Raw genomic sequence first — 22,104 nt, 5'->3', positions numbered from 1 at the left:
GTTTCACTGGAGCATCCCGTACACCGCTCGTACGGGGCAGTGCTCCACCCGAGCAAAGGAATTCCCCCCATGACTTCGCAGCCGACCCTTTCGGAGACCGGAAGCGGCCATACGAACCCCGAGGGCCCCGGTTCGGGGCTCCAGGCCGGGCTCAAGAACCGCCATCTGTCGATGATCGCCATCGGCGGTGTCATCGGCGCCGGTCTCTTCGTCGGTTCCAGCTCGGCCATCGCCACCGCCGGACCGGGCATCCTCCTCTCCTACGCACTCGTGGGCACTCTCGTCGTCCTCGTGATGCGCATGCTCGGCGAGATGTCCGCCGCCAACCCCACCTCCGGTTCCTTCTCCGCGCACGCCGACCGGGCGCTCGGCGGCTGGGCCGGGTTCTCCATCGGCTGGCTGTACTGGTTCTTCTGGGTCGTCGTGCTGGCCGTGGAGGCGACGGCGGGCGCCAAGATCCTCTCCGGCTGGGTGCCGGCCGTGCCCCAGTGGGGCTGGGCCCTCATCGTCATGGTGGTGCTGACCGCCACCAACCTCGTCTCCGTCGGCTCCTACGGAGAGTTCGAGTTCTGGTTCGCCGGGATCAAGGTCGTGGCGATCGCCGCGTTCGTCGTCGTCGGCGGGCTGGCCGTCTTCGGCGTACTGCCCGGCGTGCACAGCGACAAGGCGGGGCTCGGCAACCTCACCGACCACGGCGGGTTCCTGCCGAACGGGCCCGGCGCCATCATGACCGGTGTACTGCTCGTCGTCTTCTCCTTCATGGGCAGCGAGATCGCCACCCTCGCGGCGGGCGAGTCGGAGGACCCGCAGCGCGCCGTCACCAAGTCGACCAACAGCATCATCTGGCGCATCGGCGTCTTCTACCTCGGTTCCGTCTTCGTCGTGGTCGCCCTGCTCCCCTGGAACGACAAGGCGATCACCGAGAAGGGCTCCTACGTGGCCGCCCTCGACTCCCTCGGCATCCCGCACGCCGGTCAGATCATGAACTTCATCGTGCTGACGTCGGTGCTTTCCTGCCTCAACTCCGGCCTCTACACCGCCTCCCGGATGGCCTTCTCGCTCGGCGAGCGCGGGGACGCGCCGAAGGCGTTCGCACGGACCACCCGCCGCGGTGTGCCGATGGCCGCGATCGTCTCGTCGGTCGTGTTCGGCTTCGTGGCCGTGTTCTTCAACTACAGGTTCCCGGACTCCGTGTTCCTCTTCCTCGTCAACTCCTCCGGCGCGGTCGCCCTGTTCGTCTGGCTGGTGATCTGCTTCTCGCAGCTGCGGATGCGGAAGATCATCCAGCGGGAGGCGCCGGAGAAGCTGGTCGTGAAGATGTGGCTGTACCCGTATCTGACGTGGGCGGCGGCCGGGCTGATCGTCTTCGTCTTCGGCTACATGCTGACCGACACCGAGCACGACGGCCGCGAGACCGTGCTGCTGTCGCTGCTGGTCGCGGCGATCGTGCTGGTGATCTCCTTCGTCAAGCAGAGGCTCGGGAGCGGCCGCACGGCGGTCGCGGCCCCGGCCGCCGAGGAGACGGACAAGGTCGCGGCCGGCTGACGACGGTCGCGGCGGGGCCCGGCAGGCGCAGGCAGGTCTGACGGTCCGGAACGCGGAAGAGGCCCGCCGGGGAACGTCGCAGGGGCGACGCGGCGGGCCTCTTTCGTAGGATTCCGCGGGATATCCGCGGGATATCCGCGGGATTCCGGCGGGCCTTCGCGGGTTTTCGCGGGCTTTCGCAGGAACCGGCGGGAACTACGGCATCGCGAAGCGGACGGTCACTTCCCGGCCAGCTTCCAGGCGGTGGGCAGCAGGCCCATCGCCAGGGCGGCCTTGAGGACGTCGCCGATCACGAACGGCGTGAGGCCGGCGGCGAGCGCGGCGGACGTGGACATGCCGGTGGCCAGGGCCAGGTAGGGCACGCCGACCGCGTAGATGATCGCCTGGCCCAGCACCATCGTGCCGGCCGTGCGCCAGACGTTGCGGTCACCGCCGCGGCGGGCCAGGGCGCCCACGACGGTGGCGGCAAGCAGCATGCCGAGGACGTAGCCGAAGGAGACGGAGCCCGCGCCCGAGGCACCGCCCGCGAACCACGGCACGCCCGCCGCGCCCGCGAGCACGTACAGCGCGAGGGCGAGGAAACCGCGGCCGGCACCCAGCGTGGTGCCCACGAGCAGCGCCGCGAAGGTCTGACCGGTCACCGGCACCGGGGAGTGCGGGACGGGCACCGAGATCTGGGCGGCGAGGCCGGTGAGCGCGGCGCCGCCCACCACGAGGGCCACGTCCCGGACACGGGACGCGGGCAGCAGGTCGGCGAGGACGACCCCGGTACGGGCGGGGGTGGCGGCAGCGGTGCTCATGGGGACTCCGCGGAGTGAGGGCAGTTCGGGACAGCGCGACGCTATCCCAGCGGCGGCGCGGCGATCACCGTCAGCGGTCGACAAGGGGGGAACGGACGCTTGGTCGGTTTCGCACAAAGGAAACGCCGTACACCCTGCGGGACGTGACGCCTGTCACTGAGGTGGCGCGGTTTCCGCCACTCGGGCCGAGGGCACGGCGACTGTAGGGTCCCGCCAAACGGCTCGGCGACTGGATCAAGGGCGGTGCCGCGTGCCGCGCACCGGCCGCGACAACCCCGCGCGGGTAATCACCGTCTCACTCTGTGCACAGAGCACGTCCGGATGGTGAGCGGGCGCTCCGTCGCGGTGGAGCGGCCGCCCAGACTGTGGGGGTTTTCGCATCTGTCCCCCACCGGACGGGCCTCCCCCATGCCAAGCGACACCACCTCCCCCAAGCTCTCGGCTTCGCCGGAGCAGGGGGGATCCCCGTCGGCGCCCCCGCGGGCGGACGACGTCTCCCTGTCCCACGGCCTCAAGCAGCGCCACCTGTCGATGATCGCCCTCGGCGGTGTGATCGGCGCCGGCCTCTTCGTCGGTTCCGGCGCGGGCATCGCCGCCGCCGGCCCCTCGATCGTCGTCGCCTACGCCCTGTCCGGCGCGCTCGTGATGCTGGTCATGCGGATGCTGGGCGAGATGTCGGCCGCGTACCCGTCGTCGGGCTCGTTCTCCGCGCACGCCGAGCGGGCGTTCGGTCCATGGGCCGGGTTCACCGCGGGCTGGTCGTTCTGGGTGCTGCTGTGCACCGCGGTCGGCCTGGAGGGCATGGGCGCCGCGAAGATCGTCACCGGGTGGCTGCCGGGCACGCCGGAGTGGGTGTGGGTGGCGCTGTTCATGGTGGTGTTCTGCGGCACGAACCTGGCCGCGGTGAAGAACTTCGGCGAGTTCGAGTTCTGGTTCGCCGCGCTGAAGGTCGGCGCGATCGCCCTGTTCCTGGTCCTCGGTGTGCTGGCCGTCGCGGGCGTGCTGCCCGGCACGGACTCCCCGGGTGCCTCGAACCTCGCCGACTTCCTGCCGCACGGTGGCCACGGCCTGGTCATCGGCCTGCTCGCCTCGGTCTTCGCCTACGGCGGCCTGGAGACGGTCACCATCGCGGCGGCCGAGTCGGAGAACCCGATCCGCGGCGTGGCGAGCGCCGTGCGCACGGCGATGTGGCGGATCGCGCTGTTCTACGTCGGCTCCATGGCGGTGATCGTCACGCTCGTCCCCTGGGACTCCGAGGAGGTCGTCGCGAAGGGCCCGTACGTCGCCGCGCTGGACCACCTCGGCATCCCGGGGGCCGGTCAGCTGATGAGCGTCGTGGTGCTGGTCGCGCTGCTGAGCGCGATGAACGCCAACATCTACGGCTCCTCGCGCATCGCGTACTCGCTGGTCGAGCGCGGTCAGGGCCCGAAGGCGCTGGCGAAGGTCTCCGGCGGGGTGCCGCGGATCGCGGTGCTGGCCAGCTCCGTCTTCGGTTTCGTCTGCGTGCTGCTGAGCTACTGGCGGCCCAACGACGTCTTCCCCTGGCTGCTGAACATGATCGGCGCGGTGATCCTCGTCGTCTGGATCTTCATCGCCGTCTCGCAACTGCGGCTGCGCCGCAGGCTGGAGCAGGAGGCGCCGGAGAAGCTGGTGGTCCGGATGTGGGCGTTCCCGTGGCTGACCTGGGTGGCCCTGGCCGGCATGGCGGCGGTCTTCGCCCTGATGGCCGGGGAGTCCGGCACGCGGGTGCAGCTGTACTCGACGGGCGCCATGACGCTGTTCCTGGCGGCGGCCGGGTACATCCGGCAGCGCAGGCGCGCCGGGAGCTGACGCATCCCGGAACGCCGTCCGGGACCGTCCGGCCTCGTGACCGCCTGTTCACCCTTCGCCCTTCACCCGGCAGGCGTAAAGAAGGAACCCCCGCGAGAGCGTGTCTCGCGGGGGTTCCACGTTCGGATACAGCCCCAGCGGGACCGGTTCCGAGCCCCGGCGGGGCCGGTTCCGGGCTCGCGGCGCGACACTCGCGCCCTTACGATCTCAATTCCGGCGAATCGTACAGCGATCCGACGACCGGACCGGAGGCGCGCATGCCGGACTACATCCACTGCCCCGACTGCCCCGAGAAGAAGCCGCACCCCTTCGGCAAGGTGGGCCCGGACGAGGCGAGGCACATCAACGAGGCACGCGGAGTGCGGGACGGCCACGGCTGGTGGCGGTGCGAGAGCCAGGGCCCCAAGGGGCGCTGCCTGTGGGTCCAGCCGCGCTGGGCCCAGAAGAAGGGCTTCAGCCTCCCCGAGAGCTTCCGCTGACCGGCCGGGTCACAGGTTGCCGAAGTCCGGTCCCGCCGTGCGGGTGCGCTTGATCTCGTAGAAGCCGGGGACGGAGGCGACCGCGAGGGTGCCGTCCCAGAGCCGGGCGGCCTGCTCGCCCTTGGGGGTGGGGGTGACGACCGGTCCGAAGAAGGCGATCTGCTCGCCGTCCGGGCCGGGGACCGCGATGACCGGGGTGCCGACGTCCTGGCCGACCTTCTCGATGCCCTCCTTGTGCGAGGCGCGCAGTTCGGCGTCGAACTCGAAGTTCTCCTGGTCGGCGTAGTCGATCAGGTCGGCGGGCAGGCCCACCTCGTCGAGCGCGGCGACGACGGCCTCGCGGGTGGGGCCCTCGCCCCGGTTGTGGAAGCGGGTGCCGAGCGCGGTGTAGAGCGGGCCGAGGACGTCCTCGCCGTGCTTCTGCCAGGCCGCGGTGACCACCCGTACGGGCCCCCACGCCTTGGTGGTCAGCAGCTCCCGGTATTCCTCGGGCAGTTCGTCCAGCCTCGGCTCGTTGAGCACCGCGAGGCTCATGATGTGCCAGCGGACCTCGATGTCCCGCACCTTCTCCACTTCCAGCACCCACCGGGACGTCATCCAGGCCCAGGGGCACAGCGGGTCGAACCAGAAGTCGACGGGAGTCTTGCCGGACGACGGGGTCGCGGCGGGGGCGGTCTCGGACATGGCTCTCCTCGGTAAAGGGTCGTTGAACTGCCAACATCGACGGTCGTGCACGGCATTCCCGGCTGCCGCGCGGCAAACCCGCATGGCAGGATCGGTGCTGTCCACATCGTGAAAACTTCCGAGGGAGTGCCGCCTGTGCCCGGTGAGAATCTGTCCCGCGACGAGGCCCGGGAGCGGGCCGCCCTGCTGTCCGTCGACGGGTACGAGGTGTCCCTGGACGTGCGGTCCGCGGTGGGCGAGGACACCGGGAACGGTCCGCGGACGTTCCGGTCCGTGACGACGATCCGGTTCCGCTGCAACGAGCCGGGCGCGTCGAGCTTCGCGGACCTGCTCGCGCCGAGCGTCACCGCCGTCTCGCTCAACGGCAGGGACCTCGACCCCAGCGAGGTCTTCGACGGCTCCCGGATCCTCCTGGAGGACCTGTCCGCCGACAACGAGCTCGTCGTGGACGCGCAGTGCGCCTACTCGCGCACCGGCGAGGGCCTGCACCGCTTCGTCGACCCGGAGGACGGCGAGGTCTACCTCTACACGCAGTACGAGCCCGCCGACTCCCGCCGGGTCTTCGCCAACTTCGAGCAGCCTGACCTGAAGGCGCCGTTCCGCTTCGAGGTGCGGGCGCCCGAGGACTGGACGGTGTGGAGCAACGGCGTCGGCGAGCGGCAGGACGGGGTGTGGCGGTTCGCCGAGACCAAGCCGATCTCGACGTACATCACCTGCGTGGTCGCGGGCCCGTACCACCGGGTGACGGACTCCTACGAACGGGTGTTCGAGGACGGTACGCGGCTGGAGATCCCGCTGGGCGCGCTGTGCCGCAAGGGGCTCGCCAAGCACTTCGACGCCGAGGACGTCTTCCTGGTCACCAAGCAGGGCCTGGACTTCTTCCACGACCACTTCGACTACCCGTACCCGTTCGGCAAGTACGACCAGGCGTTCGTGCCCGAGTACAACCTCGGCGCGATGGAGAACCCGGGCCTGGTCACCTTCCGGGAGGAGTACATCTTCCGCGGGAAGGTCACGCAGGCCTCCTACGAGGCCCGGGCCAATGTGATCCTGCACGAGATGGCGCACATGTGGTTCGGCGACCTGGTCACCATGGAGTGGTGGGACGACCTGTGGCTGAAGGAGTCCTTCGCCGACTTCATGGGCTCGTTCTCGCTGGTCGGCGCGACTCGCTTCACGGACGGCTGGATCACCTTCGCCAACCGCCGCAAGGCCTGGGCGTACCGCGCGGACCAGCTGCCCTCCACGCACCCGGTCACCGCGGACATCCGCGACCTCCAGGACGCCAAGCTGAACTTCGACGGCATCACGTACGCCAAGGGCGCCTCGGTGCTCAAGCAGCTGGTGGCCTACGTCGGCCAGGACGCGTTCCTGGAGGGCGCGCGGCGCTACTTCAAGCGGCACGCCTACGGCAACACCCGGCTGGGAGACCTGCTCGCGGTGCTGGAGGAGACCAGCGGCCGTGACATGGGCGCGTGGGCGCGGTCGTGGCTCCAGACGGCCGGGGTCAACTCGCTGACCCCGCAGGTGGTGCTGGGCGCCGACGGCCGGATCGAGGAGCTGGCCGTGGTGCAGGAGGCCTCTGTCATTGCCCCGGCGGGCCACCCGGAGCTACGCCCGCACCGGGTGGCGGTGGGCCTGTACCAGCGGTCCCAGGTGGGGGCACTGGAGCGGTACGCGCGCGCCGAGACCGACGTGGCCGGCGCCCGTACGGTGGTGTCCGAGCTGGCGGGTGCGGACGCGCCCGATCTGGTGCTGGTCAACGACGACGACCTGACCTACTGCAAGATCCGCTTCGACGAGACCTCGCTGGCGACCCTGCGGGAGCACCTGGGCGGCCTGACCGACCCGCTGGCCCGCGCGCTGTGCTGGTCGGCGCTGTGGAACCTGACCCGGGACGCGCTGCTGCCGGCGCGGGACTTCGTGGGCCTGGTGCTGCGCTTCGCCGGGCGCGAGACCGACATCGGCGTGCTCCAGATGCTGCACGCCTGGGCGGAGTCCGCGCTGGTGCACTACGCGGCGCCGCAGTGGCGGGAGACCGGCGGGCGGGCGCTGGCCGAGGGCGCGCTGGCCGAGCTGCGGCAGGCCGAGCCGGGCAGCGAGCACCAGCTCGCGTGGGCGCGCTTCTTCGCCACGGCAGCCTCGGCGCCGGACGACCTGGAGCTGCTGAAGGGCCTGCTGGACGGCACGAAGGAGATCGCCGGCCTGGAGGTCGACCAGGAGCTGCGCTGGGCGTTCCTGGAGCCGCTGGCGGCGCACGGGGTGGCGGACGAGAAGGTGCTCGCCGCCGAACTCGCCCGGGACGACACCGCCTCCGGCAAGCGGCACCAGGTGCGCTGCCTGGCCGCGCGGCCCTCGGCCGCCGTCAAGGCGCGGGCCTGGGAGCAGGTGGTCGACTCGGACGCGTTGTCGAACGCGCTGGTGGAGGCGACCATCGCGGGCTTCGGGCAGGCCTCCCAGCGGGAGCTGCTCGCGCCGTACACACCGAGGTACTTCGAGGCGATCGAGCGGGTGTGGACGGAGCGGTCCATCCAGATCGGCATGGACGTCGTACGGGGGCTGTTCCCGGCGTTGCAGGACTCGCCGGAGACCCTGGAGGCGGCCGACGCGTGGCTCGCCGCGCACGAGGGCGCCGCTCCCGCCCTGCGCCGCCTGGTGCTGGAGGCCCGGGACGACCTGGCCCGGGCGCTGCGTGGACAGGCGTGCGACGCGGCGGCCGGAACGTCCGCCGGCTGACCCGTAGTTCTGGCCAAGGGTCGGGCACGCCGCAGCTGTTACAGGATGCGTGCCCGGCTCGCCGTAACCCCTGGTCCACCCACGACGGGACCAGGGGTTTCCGGCATCCGAACAACCGTCCTTCAGGGCGAGCTTGTCCATGTTTGTCAACGGGCGTGTAACACCGGTTGAGGGCCGGTCACGGCGCGGGAAACGTGCCGTACATGAACCACGAAACCCCTCTCTCCCCCCGCCCCCTGCACCACCTCGCCGAGGCGCCCCGCCGGGTCCTGACCACCACTCAGCTGCGCGAGCACGGAGTACCGGCGGCCGAGACGGCCGTGCGGTGCCGTGCCGGAGGCCCCTGGCAACAACTCCTGCCGGGCGTGTTCCTTCTGCATCCGGGCCCACCGACCAGTGAGGAGCGGCTGCACGCGGTGCTCCTGTACGCGGCGCGCGGACCGCTCCCGCGCACGGCCGCCGGGGTGCCGGCGCAGCCGACCGCCGAGGATCCGCACCGCCCGGTGTACGCGGAGGTGATGGTCACCGGTCTGGCGGCGCTCACCCTGCACGGCTTCGCCACGTCGCCCGGCCTGCCGGCCCTGGAGCAGATCGACGTCCTGGTGGCGCGCGGCCGGCGGCTGCGCTCGGCCGGCTGCGCGCGGATCGTCCGGGCGGCCGGCCTGCCCGCCGCCGAGGCGGTCACGGGTCTGCCGGTGGCCCCGGTGCCGCGCGCCCTGGCGGACGCGGTCGCCGGTCTGTCCGACGCGGGAACGGTACAGCGGCTGCTGACGGAGGCGGTGCGCGGCGGGTACTGCGAACCGTCCGCCGTGGTCCGCGAGCTGACCGGGGCCGGGCTGCTGGGCCGGCCGCACGTGGTGGACGCGGTGGGCCTGCTGCTGGCCGAGGGGCGGGCGCTCGCGGAGGACCGGCTGTACCGGATGGTGCGTGAGCACGGGCTGCCGGACCCGGTCTGGAACGTGGACCTGCGGCTGCCGGGCGGCCCCCGTCTCGGCGGCGTGGACGCGTACTGGCCGGAGCAGGCGGTCGCGCTGAAGCTGGACACCCGCGCACCCCGCCAGGGCGGCCGGCCGGCCGACGAGGCCCTGTGCTCCGAGTACGCCCGCAAGCGCGAGCACCTGGAGCGGCTGGGCATCACGGTCGTCCACCTCACCCCCCGGAAGCTGCGGGAGTCCCTGTACCAGCAGGCGACCGTCGTCCGCACCGCCCTGATGGCGGCCACCGGCCGCGACCCGGCCGCGCGCGTGGTGGCGCTTCCCCGGTAGTGCCCGAGCGCCCGCCGGGGGGCACGTCAGGAGGGGGAGAGGAGGGGCCGCCGGACCACGTCCCGGCGGCCCCTCCGCGCACACCACGGGACGTACGGGCGTGCGTCGCGGACGGCCGGGGCGGCAGGCGGGTGCCGTCAGGTGGGGTTTCCCGCAGGCGGGCGGTCGTGCCACAGGCGCAGGCCCACGTCGACCAGGCCGACGCGGCGCAGTGCGGGTACCGCGTCCAGGGGGTGCCAGGCGGCCCGGTCCGTGGAGCCGCCCGTCTCGTGGCGCAGTTCACCGCCGGTGACACGGCCCTCGTAGAGGATGCGCAGGCCGTGGAAGTCGGCCTGGGCGCCCAGGGGGCGCGGGTAGTTGCGGCGGACGGAGTCCAGGCCCAGGAGGGCGACCGGTTCGACGGTGTAGCCGGTCTCCTCCTCGGCCTCGCGCACCACCGTGTCGTAGGGGTCCTCGCCGTGTTCCATGCCACCGCCGGGCAGGGTCCACCGCCGGGTGCCATCGCCCGCCACCCAGCGGGCCAGCAGCAGCCGTCCGTCCCGCACACACACGGCGTAGGCCGCCACCCTCAACTCCTTGTTCATGGGTGGACGTTACGGCAGGAAGGGGGCTGTCCGGTGTGAATCGGCGAGGACGGGGCCCCGCGCGCGGCCGGGTGAACGCCCGTTCCGGCAGCAGTGGTTGCCCTCCTGCGGTACTGAGGGAAGCGCCACGGTTTGGGCCCCTATGCCCCTCGTGGCGCATGGCGGAAGTACGCCATGCTTCCATCCCGCCAGGACCAAGTCTCGTCAAACATCTTTCCTTTGGGTAAAGCTGAGCGATCATCCGACTCCGAAATCCGGACGATCGCGATCGACCCCGATCGCACCTCGCTTGGTTCCTTTACCTGCAAGGGATGCCGATGACCCCCGACCCCCAGCGCGCACCGCTCACGGGCGCGAGACGCCTGGCCCGCATCGCCATGGCCGCCGGCGTGGTGGCCGCGCTCTCCGTGGCCGGCCCGATACCCCTGGCCGTCGCCCAGGACGGCCCCGCGTCCACCGACCCGACCGTCAAGCCGACGGGCGACAAACTCGGTTCGGTCGACGCCGAACTGCTCGCCGAGGCCAAGGCCGAGGGCGCCAAGAACGTCACCATGATGATCGCGACCGCGCCCGGGCAGACCGCGCAGGTCGCCAAGCAGCTGGACGCGATCGACGGCGGCGCCGTGGGCCGCGCCTACGACAAGCTCGGCTACGTCCGCGCCACCGTGCCGACGGACAAGGCGGACTCGGCGATCGCCGCCGCCGCGAAGCTGTCCTCCGTGCAGGCCATCGACCTCAAGCAGGACATCCCGCTCGACGACCCGAGGCCCGAGGCCGACGCACCCCAGGGCAAGGACAAGGGCAAGGGGAAGGACAAGGGCACCTACCCGGCGCCGGACAAGAACACCCCCGCCGAGAACCCGTACAACCCGTCCTTCGAGACGGGCGCCGTCGACTTCGTGAAGAAGAACCCGAAGGCGGACGGCCGGGGCGTCACCATCGGCGTCCTCGACTCCGGCGTGGACCTCGGCCACCCGGCGCTCCAGAAGACCACCACCGGTGAGCGCAAGATCGTCGACTGGGTCACCGCGACCGACCCGATCGTCGACAGCGACGGCACCTGGCGCCCGATGACCACCACCGTCACGGGCCCCCAGTTCACCTCGGGCGGCAAGACCTGGAAGACCCCGGCGGGCTCCTTCCTGTTCAACACCTTCAGCGAGTCCGCGACCAAGGGCGGCGACGCCGACGGCGACCTGGACCGCGACGGCAGGACCACCAGCGTGTGGGGCGTCCTGTACGACCCGGCGACCGGCACCGTCCGCGTCGACCTGAACAACAACAACGACTTCACGGACGACGTTCCGATGAAGCCGTACAAGGACGGCTACCAGGTCGGCTACTTCGGCCAGGACAAGAAGGACCCGGAGACCGGCGCCGACCTGCGCGTGCCGTTCGTCGTGGAGATCCGCAAGGACGTGGCGATGGACCCCTACGGCGGGTCCTGGATCGGCAAGAAGGCCGACTTCGTCAACATCGGCGTGATCGAGTCCGAGCACGGCACGCATGTCGCCGGCATCACCGCCGCCAACAGCCTGTTCGGCGGCAAGATGAACGGCGCCGCCCCGGGCGCGAAGATCGTCTCCTCCCGGGCCTGCACCTGGAGCGGCAGCTGCACCAACGTCGCGCTCACCGAGGGCATGATCGACCTCGTCGTCAACCGCGGCGTGGACATCGTCAACATGTCCATCGGCGGCCTGCCGGCGCTCAACGACGGCAACAACGCCCGCGCGGAGCTGTACACCCGGCTCATCGACACCTACGGCGTGCAGCTCGTCATCTCGGCGGGCAACAGCGGCCCGGGCCTGAACACCATCGGTGACCCCAGCCTCGCCAACAAGGTCATCTCGGTCGGCGCGACCATCTCCAAGGAGACCTGGGCGGCCAACTACGGCTCCGTCGTGGACAAGAAGTACGCCATGATGCCGTTCTCCTCGCGCGGCCCGCGTGAGGACGGCGGCTTCACGCCGATCATCTCGGCGCCCGGCGCGGCCATCAACACCACGCAGACCTGGCTGCCCGGCGGCCCGGTCGCCGAGGCCGGCTACTCGCTGCCGGCCGGCTACTCGATGCTCCAGGGCACCTCGATGGCTTCCCCGCAGGCGGCCGGCGCGTCCGCGCTGCTGCTGTCGGCGGCCAAGCAGAAGCACATCGACCTCACCCCGGCGACGCTGCGCACCGCGCTGACCTCGACCGCCCAGCACATCAAGGGCGAGCAGCCGCACAGCGAGGGCGCGGGCCTGATGGACATCGTCAAGGCCTGGAAGTCGATCGAGAAGGGCGCCTCGGCGCACGAGTACACGGTCAAGGCCCCGGTCAACACCTCGCTGTCCTGGGCGCTGAAGACCCCTGACTTCGGCACCGGCCTGTACGACCGCGAGGGCGGCCTGAAGAAGGGCCAGAAGAAGACCTACGAGGTCCAGGTCACCCGTACGACGGGCCCGGCCGGTTCGGTCAAGCACAAGCTGGGCCTGAAGAACGACGACGGCACCTTCAAGATCCTCGGCGACGACGAGGTCTCGCTGCCGCTGAACAAGCCGGTGACGGTCAAGATCGAGGCGCGTCCCGCCTCCGCCGGTGTGCACAGCGCGATCCTCGAGGTCGACGACCGCCGCACCGAGGGCGTGGACAAGCAGATCATGCTGACCGTCGTGGTCTCGACGGAGATCGCCAAGCCGTCCTACACCTACTCGGTGTCGGGCGTCGCGCAGCGCAACAGCACCACGTCGTACTTCGTGACCGTCCCGGAGGGTGCGAAGACCCTCGAGGTCTCGATGAGCGGTCTCAAGGACGGCAGCCAGACCCGCTTCATCGCGATCCACCCGTACGGCACCCCGGTGGACAACACGTCGACGCCGTACTGCTACCCGAACTACAACAACCCGGCCAACACCTGCCGTCCGGACGTGCGTTCGTACGCCAAGCCGATGCCGGGAGTGTGGGAGATCGAGGTCGAGTCGCGTCGTACCTCGCCGCTGCTGGACAACCCGTACACGCTGAACGCGGCGGTCTACGGGCTGGACTTCAGCCCCGCGGTGCAGACGGTCGACGAGGCGAAGGCCGGTACTCCGGCCCCCGTGTCCTGGACGCTGACGAACAAGCTCGCCGGGCTGGACGCCAAGCTGAAGGGCGGCTCGCTGGGCTCGTCGAAGTCGGACCGCCCCACCATCGCCGACGGTGATTCCAAGACCATGACGGTGGTCGTCCCCGCCGGTGCCGAGCGCCTGGACGTCGCCATCGGCAACGTCTCGGACGCCGGTGCCGACCTGGACCTGTACGTGTACAACGCCGCCGGCACGCGCGTCGCCTACTCGGCCGCGGGCGGCTCGGAGGAGTCCGTCTCCATCGCCAAGCCCGCCGCGGGCACGTACACCGTCCTGATCGACGCCTACTCGGTGCCGGCCGGCACCACGGCCTACGACTACCGGGACGTGTACTACTCGGCGGCGCTCGGCTCGGTCAAGGTCGACGAGGCGAAGGTGTACACGCTCGCCCCGAACGGCACGGCGCAGATCTCCGCCGACGTCGTCGCGAACCAGCCGGCCCCCGCGGGCCGCGAGTTCTTCGGCGAGGTGCAGGTGCTGAACACCCGTGGCACCGCCGCGGGCCTCGGCAGCGTGAAGATCGGCAAGGTCGTCCCGTAACGGCGGTCTCCATCTCCGGTACGTGAACGGCGGGGCGGGCTCCACTTCGGAGCCCGCCCCTTGCGTTTCCGGCGGAGCCCGCCCACCTGGCCGTCCCGCTCCGTCCCACTCCGTGGGCAATGGATTGGACAGACGGACCCGGGACAGACGCATGATGGAACCGTCCTGCGCGTACCACGTACGCGGAGCCAGTGAAGTGAGCAGAAGGAGTCGCCGTGAGGATCGGAATCGTCGGAGCCACCGGTCAGGTCGGCACGGTCATGCGCGGGATCCTCACGGAGCGCGATTTCCCGGTCACCGAGCTGCGCCTGTTCGCCTCGGCCCGCTCGGCGGGGACGGTCCTCGACGGGGTCACGGTGGAGGACGCGGCCACCGCGGACTACACCGGCCTGGACATCGTGCTGTTCTCGGCGGGCGGCGCGACCTCGAAGGCGCTGGCCGAGAAGGTCGCCGCGCAGGGCGCCGTGGTGATCGACAACTCCTCGGCGTGGCGCAAGGACCCGGACGTCCCGCTGGTGGTGTCCGAGGTGAACCCGCACGCGATCACCGACCGTCCCAAGGGCATCATCGCCAACCCGAACTGCACCACGATGGCCGCGATGCCGGTCCTCAAGCCGCTGCACGCGGAGGCGGGCCTTCAGGCGCTGGTCGTCGCCACCTACCAGGCGGTGTCCGGCTCGGGCGTCGCGGGCGTCGCCGAGCTGCACGGCCAGACCCAGAAGGTCGTCGCGGACGCCGACAGGCTGACCCACGACGGCGCGGCCGTGGACTTCCCCGAGCCGTCCGTCTACAAGCGCCCGATCGCCTTCAACGTGCTCCCCTTCGCGGGCAACCTCGTCGAGGACGGCCTGAACGAGACCGACGAGGAGCAGAAGCTCCGCAACGAGTCCCGCAAGATCCTGGAGATCCCGGAGCTGAAGGTGTCCGGCACCTGCGTGCGCGTGCCCGTCTTCTCCGGCCACTCCCTCCAGGTCAACGCCCGTTTCGCGCGCCCGCTCAGCGTGGAGCGCGCGACCGAGCTGCTGGGCGGGGCCCCCGGTGTCGCCCTCTCCGACATCCCGACGCCGCTCCAGGCGGCCGGCCAGGACCCGTCGTACGTCGGCCGCATCCGCCGCGACGAGACGGTGGACAACGGCCTGGCCCTGTTCATCTCCAACGACAACCTCCGCAAGGGCGCGGCCCTGAACGCGGTGCAGATCGCGGAGCTGGTGGCGGCGGAGCTCAAGGGCTAGTGCCCACTTGGTTCCTGCGCACCTCGTAGAGGAAGCAGCCGTACTCGACGGCCCGGACGTGGACGAGCGCCACGGCCGGGTCGTCGAACGCCTCCGCGAAGGCCGCGTCGAACCGGGGGGAGCCCTCCCCGACCAGCCGCCCGCCCAGGATGTGCCCGTCGGCGCCGTAGCGCCGGACCACACGGTGGGCGTTGGTGAACGGGTGGCCTTCACCGGCCGGCCCCGCGCACTCCCGCGCGTGGATGAAGACCGGCCCCTGCTCGTCGTACGCGCCCACAGCGGCGCCCGTCTCCGCCGCCCAGCGCCGCAGCGGGGCGTAGGAGACCAGCGCGATCCGCTCCCCCGGCTCGCTCCTGCGCAGGCAGCAGCGCAGAGGCGCGCCGCCCTCCTCGTCGGTGAACGGGGCCGCCGGACGTCCGACGTCGTCCCGTTCCCGCAGCCGCGCCAGCACGGCCGGGGCGATGGCACGTGCGCTGTGTCCCGTCGTTTCGCTCACTGTCGTCATGCCCTCAGCCTCACGCCCCGCCGCCCCGGTCACCGGCGGGATCCGGTCGTCGCGTTCCGCGCGGGTCACGTGGAAGGATGGCGCAATCCACACATCACGAGGAGATGACCGCGTGCCTGGCACAAACCTGACTCGCGAAGAGGCGCAGCAGCGGGCGAAGCTGCTCACCGTTGACTCGTACGAGATCGATCTCGACCTCTCCGGCGCGCAGGAGGGCGGCACCTACCGGTCCGTGACCACGGTGCGCTTCGACGTCGCCGAGGACGGCGCCGCCTCCTTCGTCGACCTGGTGGCCCCGGCCGTCCACGAGGTGACCCTCAACGGCGACTCCCTCGACCCCGCCGAGGTCTTCGAGGACTCCCGGATCGCCCTGCCGGGCCTGCTCCGGGGCCGCAACGTGCTGCGCGTCGTCGCCGACTGCGCGTACACCAACACCGGTGAGGGCCTGCACCGCTTCGTCGACCCGGTCGACGACCAGGCCTACCTCTACACCCAGTTCGAGGTCCCGGACGCCCGCCGGGTCTTCGCCAACTTCGAGCAGCCGGACCTGAAGGCCACCTTCCAGTTCACGGTCAAGGCGCCCGAGGGCTGGACGGTCGTGTCCAACTCGCCGACCCCCGAGCCCGAGAACAACGTCTGGGTGTTCGAGCCGACGCCGCGCATCTCGACGTACATCACGGCGCTGATCGTCGGCCCGTACCACAGCGTGCACAGCGTGTACGAGAAGGACGGGCAGTCGGTCCCGCTCGGCATCTACTGCCGGCCCTCGCTCGCCGAGTTCCTCGACGCGGACGCGATCTTCGACGTGACCCGGCAGGGCTTCGACTGGTTCCAGGAGAAGTTCGACTACGCCTACCCGTTCGAGAAGTACGACCAGCTCTTCGTGCCGGAGTTCAACGCGGGCGCGATGGAGAACGCGGGCGCGGTCACCATCCGCGACCAGTACGTCTTCCGGTCCAAGGTGACCGACGCGGCGTACGAGGCGCGGGCCACCACGATCCTGCACGAGCTGGCCCACATGTGGTTCGGCGACCTGGTCACCATGGAGTGGTGGAACGACCTGTGGCTGAACGAGTCGTTCGCCACCTACGCCGAGGCCGCCTGCATGGCGTACGCCCCCGGCTCGAAGTGGCCGCACTCGTGGACCACGTTCGCCAACCAGATGAAGACCTGGGCGTACCGGCAGGACCAGCTGCCGTCCACCCACCCGATCATGGCGGAGATCCACGACCTGGACGACGTCCTCGTCAACTTCGACGGCATCACCTACGCCAAGGGCGCGAGCGTCCTCAAGCAGCTGGTGGCCTACGTCGGCATGGACGAGTTCTTCCGCGGCGTGCAGGCGTACTTCAAGCGGCACGCCTATGGCAACACGCGCCTGTCCGACCTGCTGGGCGCGCTGGAGGAGACCTCCGGGCGCGACCTGAAGACCTGGTCGAAGAAGTGGCTGGAGACGGCCGGCATCAACATCCTGCGCCCGGAGATCGAGACCGACGCACAGGGCGTCATCACCTCCTTCGCCATCCGCCAGGAGGCCCCCGCCCTGCCCGCCGGCGCGAAGGGCGAGCCGACCCTGCGCCCGCACCGGATCGCGGTCGGCCTGTACGACCTCGACGAGGCGAGCGGCAAGCTGGTGCGCGCCGCGGACGGCCGGATCGAGCTGGACGTGGACGGCGAGCTGACCGCCGTGCCGCAGCTGGCCGGGCGGCCCCGCCCGGCGGTGATCCTGCTCAACGACGACGACCTGTCGTACGCCAAGGTGCGCCTGGACGAGGGGTCGCTGGCCGTCGTCACCGAGCACCTGGGCGACTTCGAGTCCTCGCTGCCGCGCGCCCTGTGCTGGGCGTCGGCCTGGGACATGACCCGGGACGGGGAGCTGGCGACCCGCGACTACCTGTCGCTGGTGCTGTCCGGGATCGGCAAGGAGTCCGACATCGGTGTCGTGCAGTCGCTGCACCGCCAGGTGAAGCTGGCCGTCGACCTGTACGCCGACCCGGCCGCCCGCGAGGCCCTGCTCACCCGCTGGACCGACGCCACGCTGGCCCATCTGCGCGCGGCGGAGGCGGGCAGCGACCACCAGCTGGCGTGGGCGCGCGCCTTCGCGGCGACCGCCCGTACCCCGGAGCAGCTGGACCTGCTCGAGTCCCTGCTGGACGGCTCGCACACCATCGAGGGCCTGGTCGTCGACACGGAGCTGCGCTGGGCGTTCGTGGAGCGGCTCGCGGCCGTCGGCCGGTTCGACGAGGCGGAGATCGCGGGCGAGTACGAGCGCGACAGGACCGCGGCCGGTGAGCGGCACGCGGCCACCGCCCGCGCCGCCCGCCCGACCGAGGAGGCCAAGGCGGAGGCCTGGGCGTCGGTCGTCGAGTCCGACAAGCTCCCGAACGCCGTCCAGGAGGCGGTCATCGCGGGCTTCGTCCAGACCGACCAGCGCGAGCTGCTGGCGGCCTACGCCGACCGGTACTTCGAGGTGGTCAAGGACATCTGGGGCGCCCGCTCCCACGAGATGGCCCAGCAGATCGCGGTCGGCCTCTACCCGTCGATCCAGGTGTCCGAGGACATCCTGCGCACGACCGACGAGTGGCTGGTCTCGGCCGAGCCGAACGCGGCGCTGCGCCGGCTGGTCTCGGAGTCGCGGGCGGGCGTCGAGCGCGCCCTGAAGGCCCAGGCGGCGGACGCGGCGGCCCAGCCGTAACACCGCCGGTACGGCGATGCCGTACCACCGCCCGTGCGGCGACAGGGGGCGCCCGGTGTTCGACCGGGCGCCCCTTTCCCTTCCGGTCTCCGCCTTTCCCGTCACTCGGGGCGGGCGAGCCCGGCGGCCGCGGACCGCAGTGCCTCCAGCACCCTCGCGGGCGCGGGCGCGTCCCGCGCCCCCTTGCGCACGGCCGCCACCACATGCCGGTACGGCCGGTCGGCGGCCAGGGCGCGCATCACGACGCCCTCCCTGCTCACCGCCGCCATGCGTGGGACGAGTGCCACGCCCATGCCCGCCTCCACCATCGCCAGGATCGCCGTCCAGCCGGCCGCCGAGTGGCCCTGGTACGGGCTGAACCCGGCCGCCTCGCAGGCCGCGCGTGTGATGTCCGACCAGGGTCCGCTGCCGCCGAAGATCCACGCCTCCTCCGCCAGCTCGGCGAGCCGTACCCGGGCCGCCGAGGCCAGCCGGTGCCCCGGCGGCAGGGCGAGGTCGAGCGGGTCGGCGAGCAGCGGCACCAGCGTGAACCGCGGGTCCACCGTGCTGGGCGCCTGCGCGGCCAGGGACAGCGCGAGGTCGACCTCTCCGGCCGCCAGCAGCTCGTAGGCCTCGCCCGCCTCCGTCTCCCGGACCCGGACGGTCACCGCCGGATGCGTGCCGCGCAGCGCCCGTACCGCCGGCACCACGAGCGCGGGCACCGCGGTCGAGAAGGCACCCACCCGCACCTCACCCGCCTCGCCCTTGGCATACGCGGCCAACTCGGCGTCCGCGCGCTCCAGTTGTTCGAACACGGCCTCGGCGTGCCGCAGTACGAGCCGCGCCGCGTCCGTGAGCCGCACCCGCCGCCCCTGCGCCTGCAACAGTTCCACCCCGAGCTGCCTGGACAGGTTGGTCAGCTGCTGCGAGACGGCGGACGGCGTCATCCGCAGCGCCTCGGCCGTCGCGGTCACGGTCCCCTGCTCCCGCAGGGTCCGCAGGATCAGCAGCTTCCGGATCTCCCACTCGGCCATGGCGGCAACCTATACGGGCCGTACGGGGCCGCCGTGCGGAGTTCCCGCGCGGGTTCCCTCAGCGGCGCGAAGCCGTGCCGAGGACCACCCCGCCCAGGATCAGCGCCATGCACAGCGCCTGCCGGGGGCCGATCGCCTCGCCGAGCAGGGCCCACGACAGCAGGGCCACGCAGACCGGTTGCAGGTAGTACACGAGTCCGGCGCGGGTCGGGCCGATGAGGGCGATCGCCTTGCCCCAGGCGAAGAACGCCACGGCGGAGGACATGACGCCGACGTAGAGCAGGGGCAGCACCGTGCCGGGGGCCGGTTCGAAGCCGCCCTGGACCGCGAGGCTGACAGCCTGCGCGGGCAGGAGCAGCACGGTGCCGAACAGGAACGTGGTGAACAGGAAGGCGACGCCGTCGAACTCGGCGGGGCGGCGGCGCAGCAGGGCGCTGTAGGAACCGAAGCAGCAGGCCGCGACGATCATCCACAGGTCCCCGGCCGTGAACGACGCCACCCCTCCCCCGCCCACGAGCAGCAGCACGCCCGCGCAGGCGGTCAGCAGCCCCACGACCCGGCGCGCTCCGAGCCGTACACCGCTCGCCCGTTCGAAGACCGCCATCAGCACCGGCGAGGCCGCCATGATCATGCCCATGTTGGCCGCCGGGGTGGTCAGGCCTGCCTGGTTGACCAGGGTGTTGTAGACGGCGACGCCGAGGAGGGAGGTCAGCAGCACATAGCCGAAGTGGCGCCGGACCAGTGCCCGCTGCCGCCAGGCCGCGCGGGCGCCGAACGGGGCGACGGCGGCCAGCGCCACCACCCAGCGCCAGAACGCGTGCTGCACCGGCGGCACGCTGTCGTGCAGCGCGCGCGAGGTGACGAAGCTGCCGGCCCAGACGACGGTGGCGAGGGCGGCGAGCGCGGTTCCGAGAGCGGGGGCGCCCGCCCTCGGGCCGCTCGTGACGGTGGGGCGGGCGGTGGTGCGGCTGCCCGTGGCTGGGGACGGTGTGGTGGTCCGGGGGCGGACGTCGGCCACGTAGGTCCTCTCGCTGGCGGGTGCGCGGGGTCCGCTCTACCGTCGCAGCACCGAACCGGTCAGGTCCATCGAATCTTTACGAGTATTCCTTTCAGTGGAACTGAATGGTTGCGGTGCGGCCGCCGGGCGGGCGGCGCCGAGCTGCCCCGCCAGCGTCGCCCCGAACGCCAGCGCCATGCCGACGAGCTGGACCGGGGTGAGCGCCTGCCCCAGGACGGCCCAGCCGACCACGGCGGCGGTGAGCGGTGACAGCGGGCCGAGGAAGGTGACCCGGGTGGCGGAGAGCCTGCCGATGCCGCGGAACCAGAGCCAGTAGGCGAGCGCCGTGTTGGCCAGGGCGAGGTAGGCGTAGCCGCCGAGGGCCCGGGCGTCCAGCGCGGGCGGCGGCCCCTCGGCCAGCAGGGCGAGGGGCGCGATCAGCAGTCCGCCCGTGGTGAGCTGCCAGCCGGTGAGCGCGAGCGGACCCACGCCGGCCGGGCGGCCCCACCTCTTGGCCAGCACGGTGCCGGTGGACATCGAGGCGGTGGAGGCGAGGGCGGCGGCGACACCCACGCCGTCCAGTGCCCCGGCCGCCCTCAGCACGACGAGGCTGACCCCGAACGCGGCCACGACCCCGGTGAGCAGCGCCCGCCCCGTCGGCCGCTGCCCCAGCAGCGGTGCCGAGAGCCCCATGACGAACAGCGGTCCGACCGAGCCGACGACCGCCGCCATCCCGCCCGGCAGGCGGTACGCGGACAGGAACAGCAGCGGGAAGAAGGCGCCGATGTTCAGCGCGCCGAGGACCGCCGCCTTCCACCACCAGGCGCCCTTCGGCAGCACCCGGGCCAGCGCGAGCAGCAGCAGCCCGGCGGGCAGGGCCCGGGCCAGCGCTGTGAAGAGCGGCCGGCCGGGCGGCAGGAACTCGGTGGTGACGGCATAGGTGGTGCCCCAGGAGACGGGGGCGAGGGCGGTGAGGGCGGCGAGGGACCAGGTGGCGGCGGGACGCCGGGATACGGTCATGCAAATAGCTTAGCTGCAAGCTACTTAGCGTCAAGCTACTTTCTTGCGGTCGACCGTGAGGCGGCGGATACTCGGTCCATGAGTGAACGCCCCCAGCAGCGCAGGGACGCCGTCGACGCGATCATCGGCCAGTGGGCGGGCGTGCGGCCCGATCTCGACACCGCGGGGATGGAGGTCTTCGGGCGGATCTTCCGGCTCTCACGGGCGATGGGAGACCGGATGGAGAAGGCGTACGCGCCGTTCGGGATCTCGCGGGGCGAGTTCGACGTGCTGGCCACGCTGCGCCGGGCGGGCGAGCCCTACACCCTCTCGCCCCGGCAGCTCTCGGCGACGCTCATGCTCACCACGGGTGGGATGACCGGGCGGCTGGACAAGCTCGAGGCCGCGGGGCTGCTGCGCCGCTCGCCGGATCCGCACGACCGCCGCGGCCTCAAGGTCACGCTGACCGACAAGGGGCTGCGCCTCATCGACGAGGCGGTCGGCGCGGGACTGGCCGCGCAGACGGAGGCGCTGTCCGCCCTGGACGCCGAACGGGCGGGCGAACTGGCCACTCTGCTCAGGGAGCTGATGGCCGGGACGTCGGAGTCACCGGGGGCGCCGGCGTAGGGGCCGGCCGGTGATCCCGCGGTCGCCCGGCCTGCCGGTCCCGCAACGCACCCAGGGCGCCCACCTCGCCCACGTACGGCGGCTGTGCGCGTACGTACGGCGAGGTCGACGCCCTCGGAGGAAGTGTGCTGCGGACGGCCCGCGGCGGGAGGAGGACTCGGTCAGACCTTGACGTCCACGTCCCGGCTCGCGCGCGGCTGCCGGTCCTTGGACTTGTCCAGGACCATGACCAGACCGGTGATGACCAGGAACAGCAGGAGAGGGAGACCGACGAACAGACCCAGCGTCTGGACGACGCTCAGGCCCGGGCCGGGGTCGTCGCCGTCGTCGCGGGTCAGCGCGAGCGCGGGAGACGACATGAGCAGCATCATCAGCGTCGTACCGGCGGCCAGAGCGCCGGCGCGCAGGGCGTTCTTCTTGTCCACGGTGCAAACGTAGCGAACCCCGAAACGGGTCGCGCGCCCGGGGT

17 protein-coding genes are annotated in these 22,104 nt (G+C 71.7%); 9 read left to right on the top strand and 8 right to left on the bottom strand.

The genetic code is table 11. The annotated features are described in order from the left end of the window. Positions 1 to 69 precede the first annotated feature (69 nt). Positions 70 to 1,545, top strand: coding sequence for an amino acid permease (locus TNCT6_RS20730; RefSeq protein WP_141360892.1), 1,476 nt, complete (start codon positions 70 to 72; stop codon positions 1,543 to 1,545). A gap of 218 nt (positions 1,546 to 1,763) precedes the next feature. On the opposite strand, the gene TNCT6_RS20725 is transcribed toward TNCT6_RS20730, so the two are convergent. Beyond that, a complete protein-coding gene (locus TNCT6_RS20725; RefSeq protein ID WP_141360890.1) occupies positions 1,764 to 2,345 on the bottom strand; it encodes a biotin transporter BioY in 582 nt (193 codons plus the stop codon). 408 nt (positions 2,346 to 2,753) lie between these two features. Between TNCT6_RS20725 and TNCT6_RS20720 the strand changes: the two genes are divergently transcribed. Then, positions 2,754 to 4,175, top strand: coding sequence for an amino acid permease (locus TNCT6_RS20720; RefSeq protein ID WP_253266175.1), 1,422 nt, complete (start codon positions 2,754 to 2,756; stop codon positions 4,173 to 4,175). 257 nt (positions 4,176 to 4,432) lie between these two features. Further along, the gene (locus TNCT6_RS20715; RefSeq protein ID WP_141360888.1) at positions 4,433 to 4,654 is read left to right on the top strand and encodes a hypothetical protein; all 222 of its coding nucleotides are present in this window, start codon (positions 4,433 to 4,435) and stop codon (positions 4,652 to 4,654) included. Between the two features lie 9 nt (positions 4,655 to 4,663). On the opposite strand, the gene TNCT6_RS20710 is transcribed toward TNCT6_RS20715, so the two are convergent. Further along, positions 4,664 to 5,338 carry a DsbA family protein gene (locus tag TNCT6_RS20710; protein WP_141360886.1) on the bottom strand — a complete coding sequence of 225 codons (675 nt, stop codon included), beginning with the start codon at positions 5,336 to 5,338 and terminating at the stop codon, positions 4,664 to 4,666. 135 nt (positions 5,339 to 5,473) lie between these two features. Here TNCT6_RS20710 and pepN (TNCT6_RS20705) point away from each other — a divergent pair, with 135 nt between their 5' ends. Next, positions 5,474 to 8,074, top strand: coding sequence for an aminopeptidase N (gene pepN, locus TNCT6_RS20705; RefSeq protein ID WP_141360884.1), 2,601 nt, complete (start codon positions 5,474 to 5,476; stop codon positions 8,072 to 8,074). 203 nt (positions 8,075 to 8,277) lie between these two features. Continuing rightward, the gene (locus tag TNCT6_RS20700; protein ID WP_141360882.1) at positions 8,278 to 9,339 is read left to right on the top strand and encodes a hypothetical protein; all 1,062 of its coding nucleotides are present in this window, start codon (positions 8,278 to 8,280) and stop codon (positions 9,337 to 9,339) included. Between the two features lie 137 nt (positions 9,340 to 9,476). Here the strand turns inward: TNCT6_RS20700 and TNCT6_RS20695 are convergent, their stop codons facing one another. Then, the gene (locus tag TNCT6_RS20695) at positions 9,477 to 9,923 is read right to left on the bottom strand and encodes an NUDIX hydrolase (protein WP_141360880.1); all 447 of its coding nucleotides are present in this window, start codon (positions 9,921 to 9,923) and stop codon (positions 9,477 to 9,479) included. Between the two features lie 317 nt (positions 9,924 to 10,240). On the opposite strand from TNCT6_RS20695, the gene TNCT6_RS20690 reads away from it, so the two are divergent. After that, positions 10,241 to 13,567, top strand: a complete 3,327-nt coding sequence (locus TNCT6_RS20690) for a S8 family serine peptidase (RefSeq protein WP_141360878.1) — start codon at positions 10,241 to 10,243, stop codon at positions 13,565 to 13,567. A 215-nt stretch (positions 13,568 to 13,782) separates the two neighbouring features. After that, positions 13,783 to 14,799 (top strand): aspartate-semialdehyde dehydrogenase, encoded by a 1,017-nt coding sequence (locus tag TNCT6_RS20685; RefSeq protein ID WP_141360876.1) that lies wholly within the window; start codon positions 13,783 to 13,785, stop codon positions 14,797 to 14,799. On the opposite strand, the gene TNCT6_RS20680 is transcribed toward TNCT6_RS20685, so the two are convergent. After that, on the bottom strand, positions 14,789 to 15,304 hold the full coding sequence (locus TNCT6_RS20680; RefSeq protein ID WP_141360874.1) for a DUF1203 domain-containing protein: 516 nt from the start codon (positions 15,302 to 15,304) through the stop codon (positions 14,789 to 14,791). The genes TNCT6_RS20685 and TNCT6_RS20680 overlap by 11 nt on opposite strands. A 112-nt stretch (positions 15,305 to 15,416) precedes the next feature. Between TNCT6_RS20680 and pepN (TNCT6_RS20675) the strand changes: the two genes are divergently transcribed. Beyond that, a complete protein-coding gene (gene pepN / locus TNCT6_RS20675) occupies positions 15,417 to 17,999 on the top strand; it encodes an aminopeptidase N (RefSeq protein ID WP_141360872.1) in 2,583 nt (860 codons plus the stop codon). 101 nt (positions 18,000 to 18,100) lie between these two features. On the opposite strand, the gene TNCT6_RS20670 is transcribed toward pepN (TNCT6_RS20675), so the two are convergent. From TNCT6_RS20670 to TNCT6_RS20660, 3 genes are read right to left on the bottom strand one after another with little or no spacing between them, the layout of a single operon-like run. Further along, on the bottom strand, positions 18,101 to 19,012 hold the full coding sequence (locus tag TNCT6_RS20670; protein ID WP_141360870.1) for a LysR substrate-binding domain-containing protein: 912 nt from the start codon (positions 19,010 to 19,012) through the stop codon (positions 18,101 to 18,103). Between the two features lie 58 nt (positions 19,013 to 19,070). Beyond that, positions 19,071 to 20,030: a DMT family transporter gene (locus TNCT6_RS20665; protein WP_141360868.1), complete on the bottom strand. Its 960-nt coding sequence runs from the start codon at positions 20,028 to 20,030 to the stop codon at positions 19,071 to 19,073. A gap of 36 nt (positions 20,031 to 20,066) precedes the next feature. Continuing rightward, complete coding sequence (locus TNCT6_RS20660) at positions 20,067 to 21,029, bottom strand: EamA family transporter (protein ID WP_141360866.1); 963 nt, start codon at positions 21,027 to 21,029, stop codon at positions 20,067 to 20,069. 78 nt (positions 21,030 to 21,107) lie between these two features. Here TNCT6_RS20660 and TNCT6_RS20655 point away from each other — a divergent pair, with 78 nt between their 5' ends. After that, the gene (locus tag TNCT6_RS20655) at positions 21,108 to 21,635 is read left to right on the top strand and encodes a MarR family winged helix-turn-helix transcriptional regulator (RefSeq protein ID WP_141360864.1); all 528 of its coding nucleotides are present in this window, start codon (positions 21,108 to 21,110) and stop codon (positions 21,633 to 21,635) included. Between the two features lie 161 nt (positions 21,636 to 21,796). Here the strand turns inward: TNCT6_RS20655 and TNCT6_RS20650 are convergent, their stop codons facing one another. Then, a complete protein-coding gene (locus TNCT6_RS20650) occupies positions 21,797 to 22,060 on the bottom strand; it encodes a hypothetical protein (protein ID WP_141360863.1) in 264 nt (87 codons plus the stop codon). Positions 22,061 to 22,104 lie beyond the last annotated feature (44 nt).

Source organism: Streptomyces sp. 6-11-2 (assembly GCF_006540305.1).
Classification (GTDB): domain Bacteria; phylum Actinomycetota; class Actinomycetes; order Streptomycetales; family Streptomycetaceae; genus Streptomyces.
Note: the sequence above shows the minus strand (reverse complement) of the source record. Positions and strands in the feature narration are given on the sequence as shown.

Coding starts and splice junctions, on each gene's coding strand:
- TNCT6_RS20730 (WP_141360892.1), top strand. CDS start 70: ATGACTTCGCAGCCGACCCTTTCGGAGACCGGAAGCGGCCATACGAAC.
- TNCT6_RS20725 (WP_141360890.1), bottom strand. CDS start 2,345: ATGAGCACCGCTGCCGCCACCCCCGCCCGTACCGGGGTCGTCCTCGCC.
- TNCT6_RS20720 (WP_253266175.1), top strand. CDS start 2,754: ATGCCAAGCGACACCACCTCCCCCAAGCTCTCGGCTTCGCCGGAGCAG.
- TNCT6_RS20715 (WP_141360888.1), top strand. CDS start 4,433: ATGCCGGACTACATCCACTGCCCCGACTGCCCCGAGAAGAAGCCGCAC.
- TNCT6_RS20710 (WP_141360886.1), bottom strand. CDS start 5,338: ATGTCCGAGACCGCCCCCGCCGCGACCCCGTCGTCCGGCAAGACTCCC.
- TNCT6_RS20700 (WP_141360882.1), top strand. CDS start 8,278: ATGAACCACGAAACCCCTCTCTCCCCCCGCCCCCTGCACCACCTCGCC.
- TNCT6_RS20695 (WP_141360880.1), bottom strand. CDS start 9,923: ATGAACAAGGAGTTGAGGGTGGCGGCCTACGCCGTGTGTGTGCGGGAC.
- TNCT6_RS20690 (WP_141360878.1), top strand. CDS start 10,241: ATGACCCCCGACCCCCAGCGCGCACCGCTCACGGGCGCGAGACGCCTG.
- TNCT6_RS20680 (WP_141360874.1), bottom strand. CDS start 15,304: ATGACGACAGTGAGCGAAACGACGGGACACAGCGCACGTGCCATCGCC.
- TNCT6_RS20670 (WP_141360870.1), bottom strand. CDS start 19,012: ATGGCCGAGTGGGAGATCCGGAAGCTGCTGATCCTGCGGACCCTGCGG.
- TNCT6_RS20660 (WP_141360866.1), bottom strand. CDS start 21,029: ATGACCGTATCCCGGCGTCCCGCCGCCACCTGGTCCCTCGCCGCCCTC.
- TNCT6_RS20655 (WP_141360864.1), top strand. CDS start 21,108: ATGAGTGAACGCCCCCAGCAGCGCAGGGACGCCGTCGACGCGATCATC.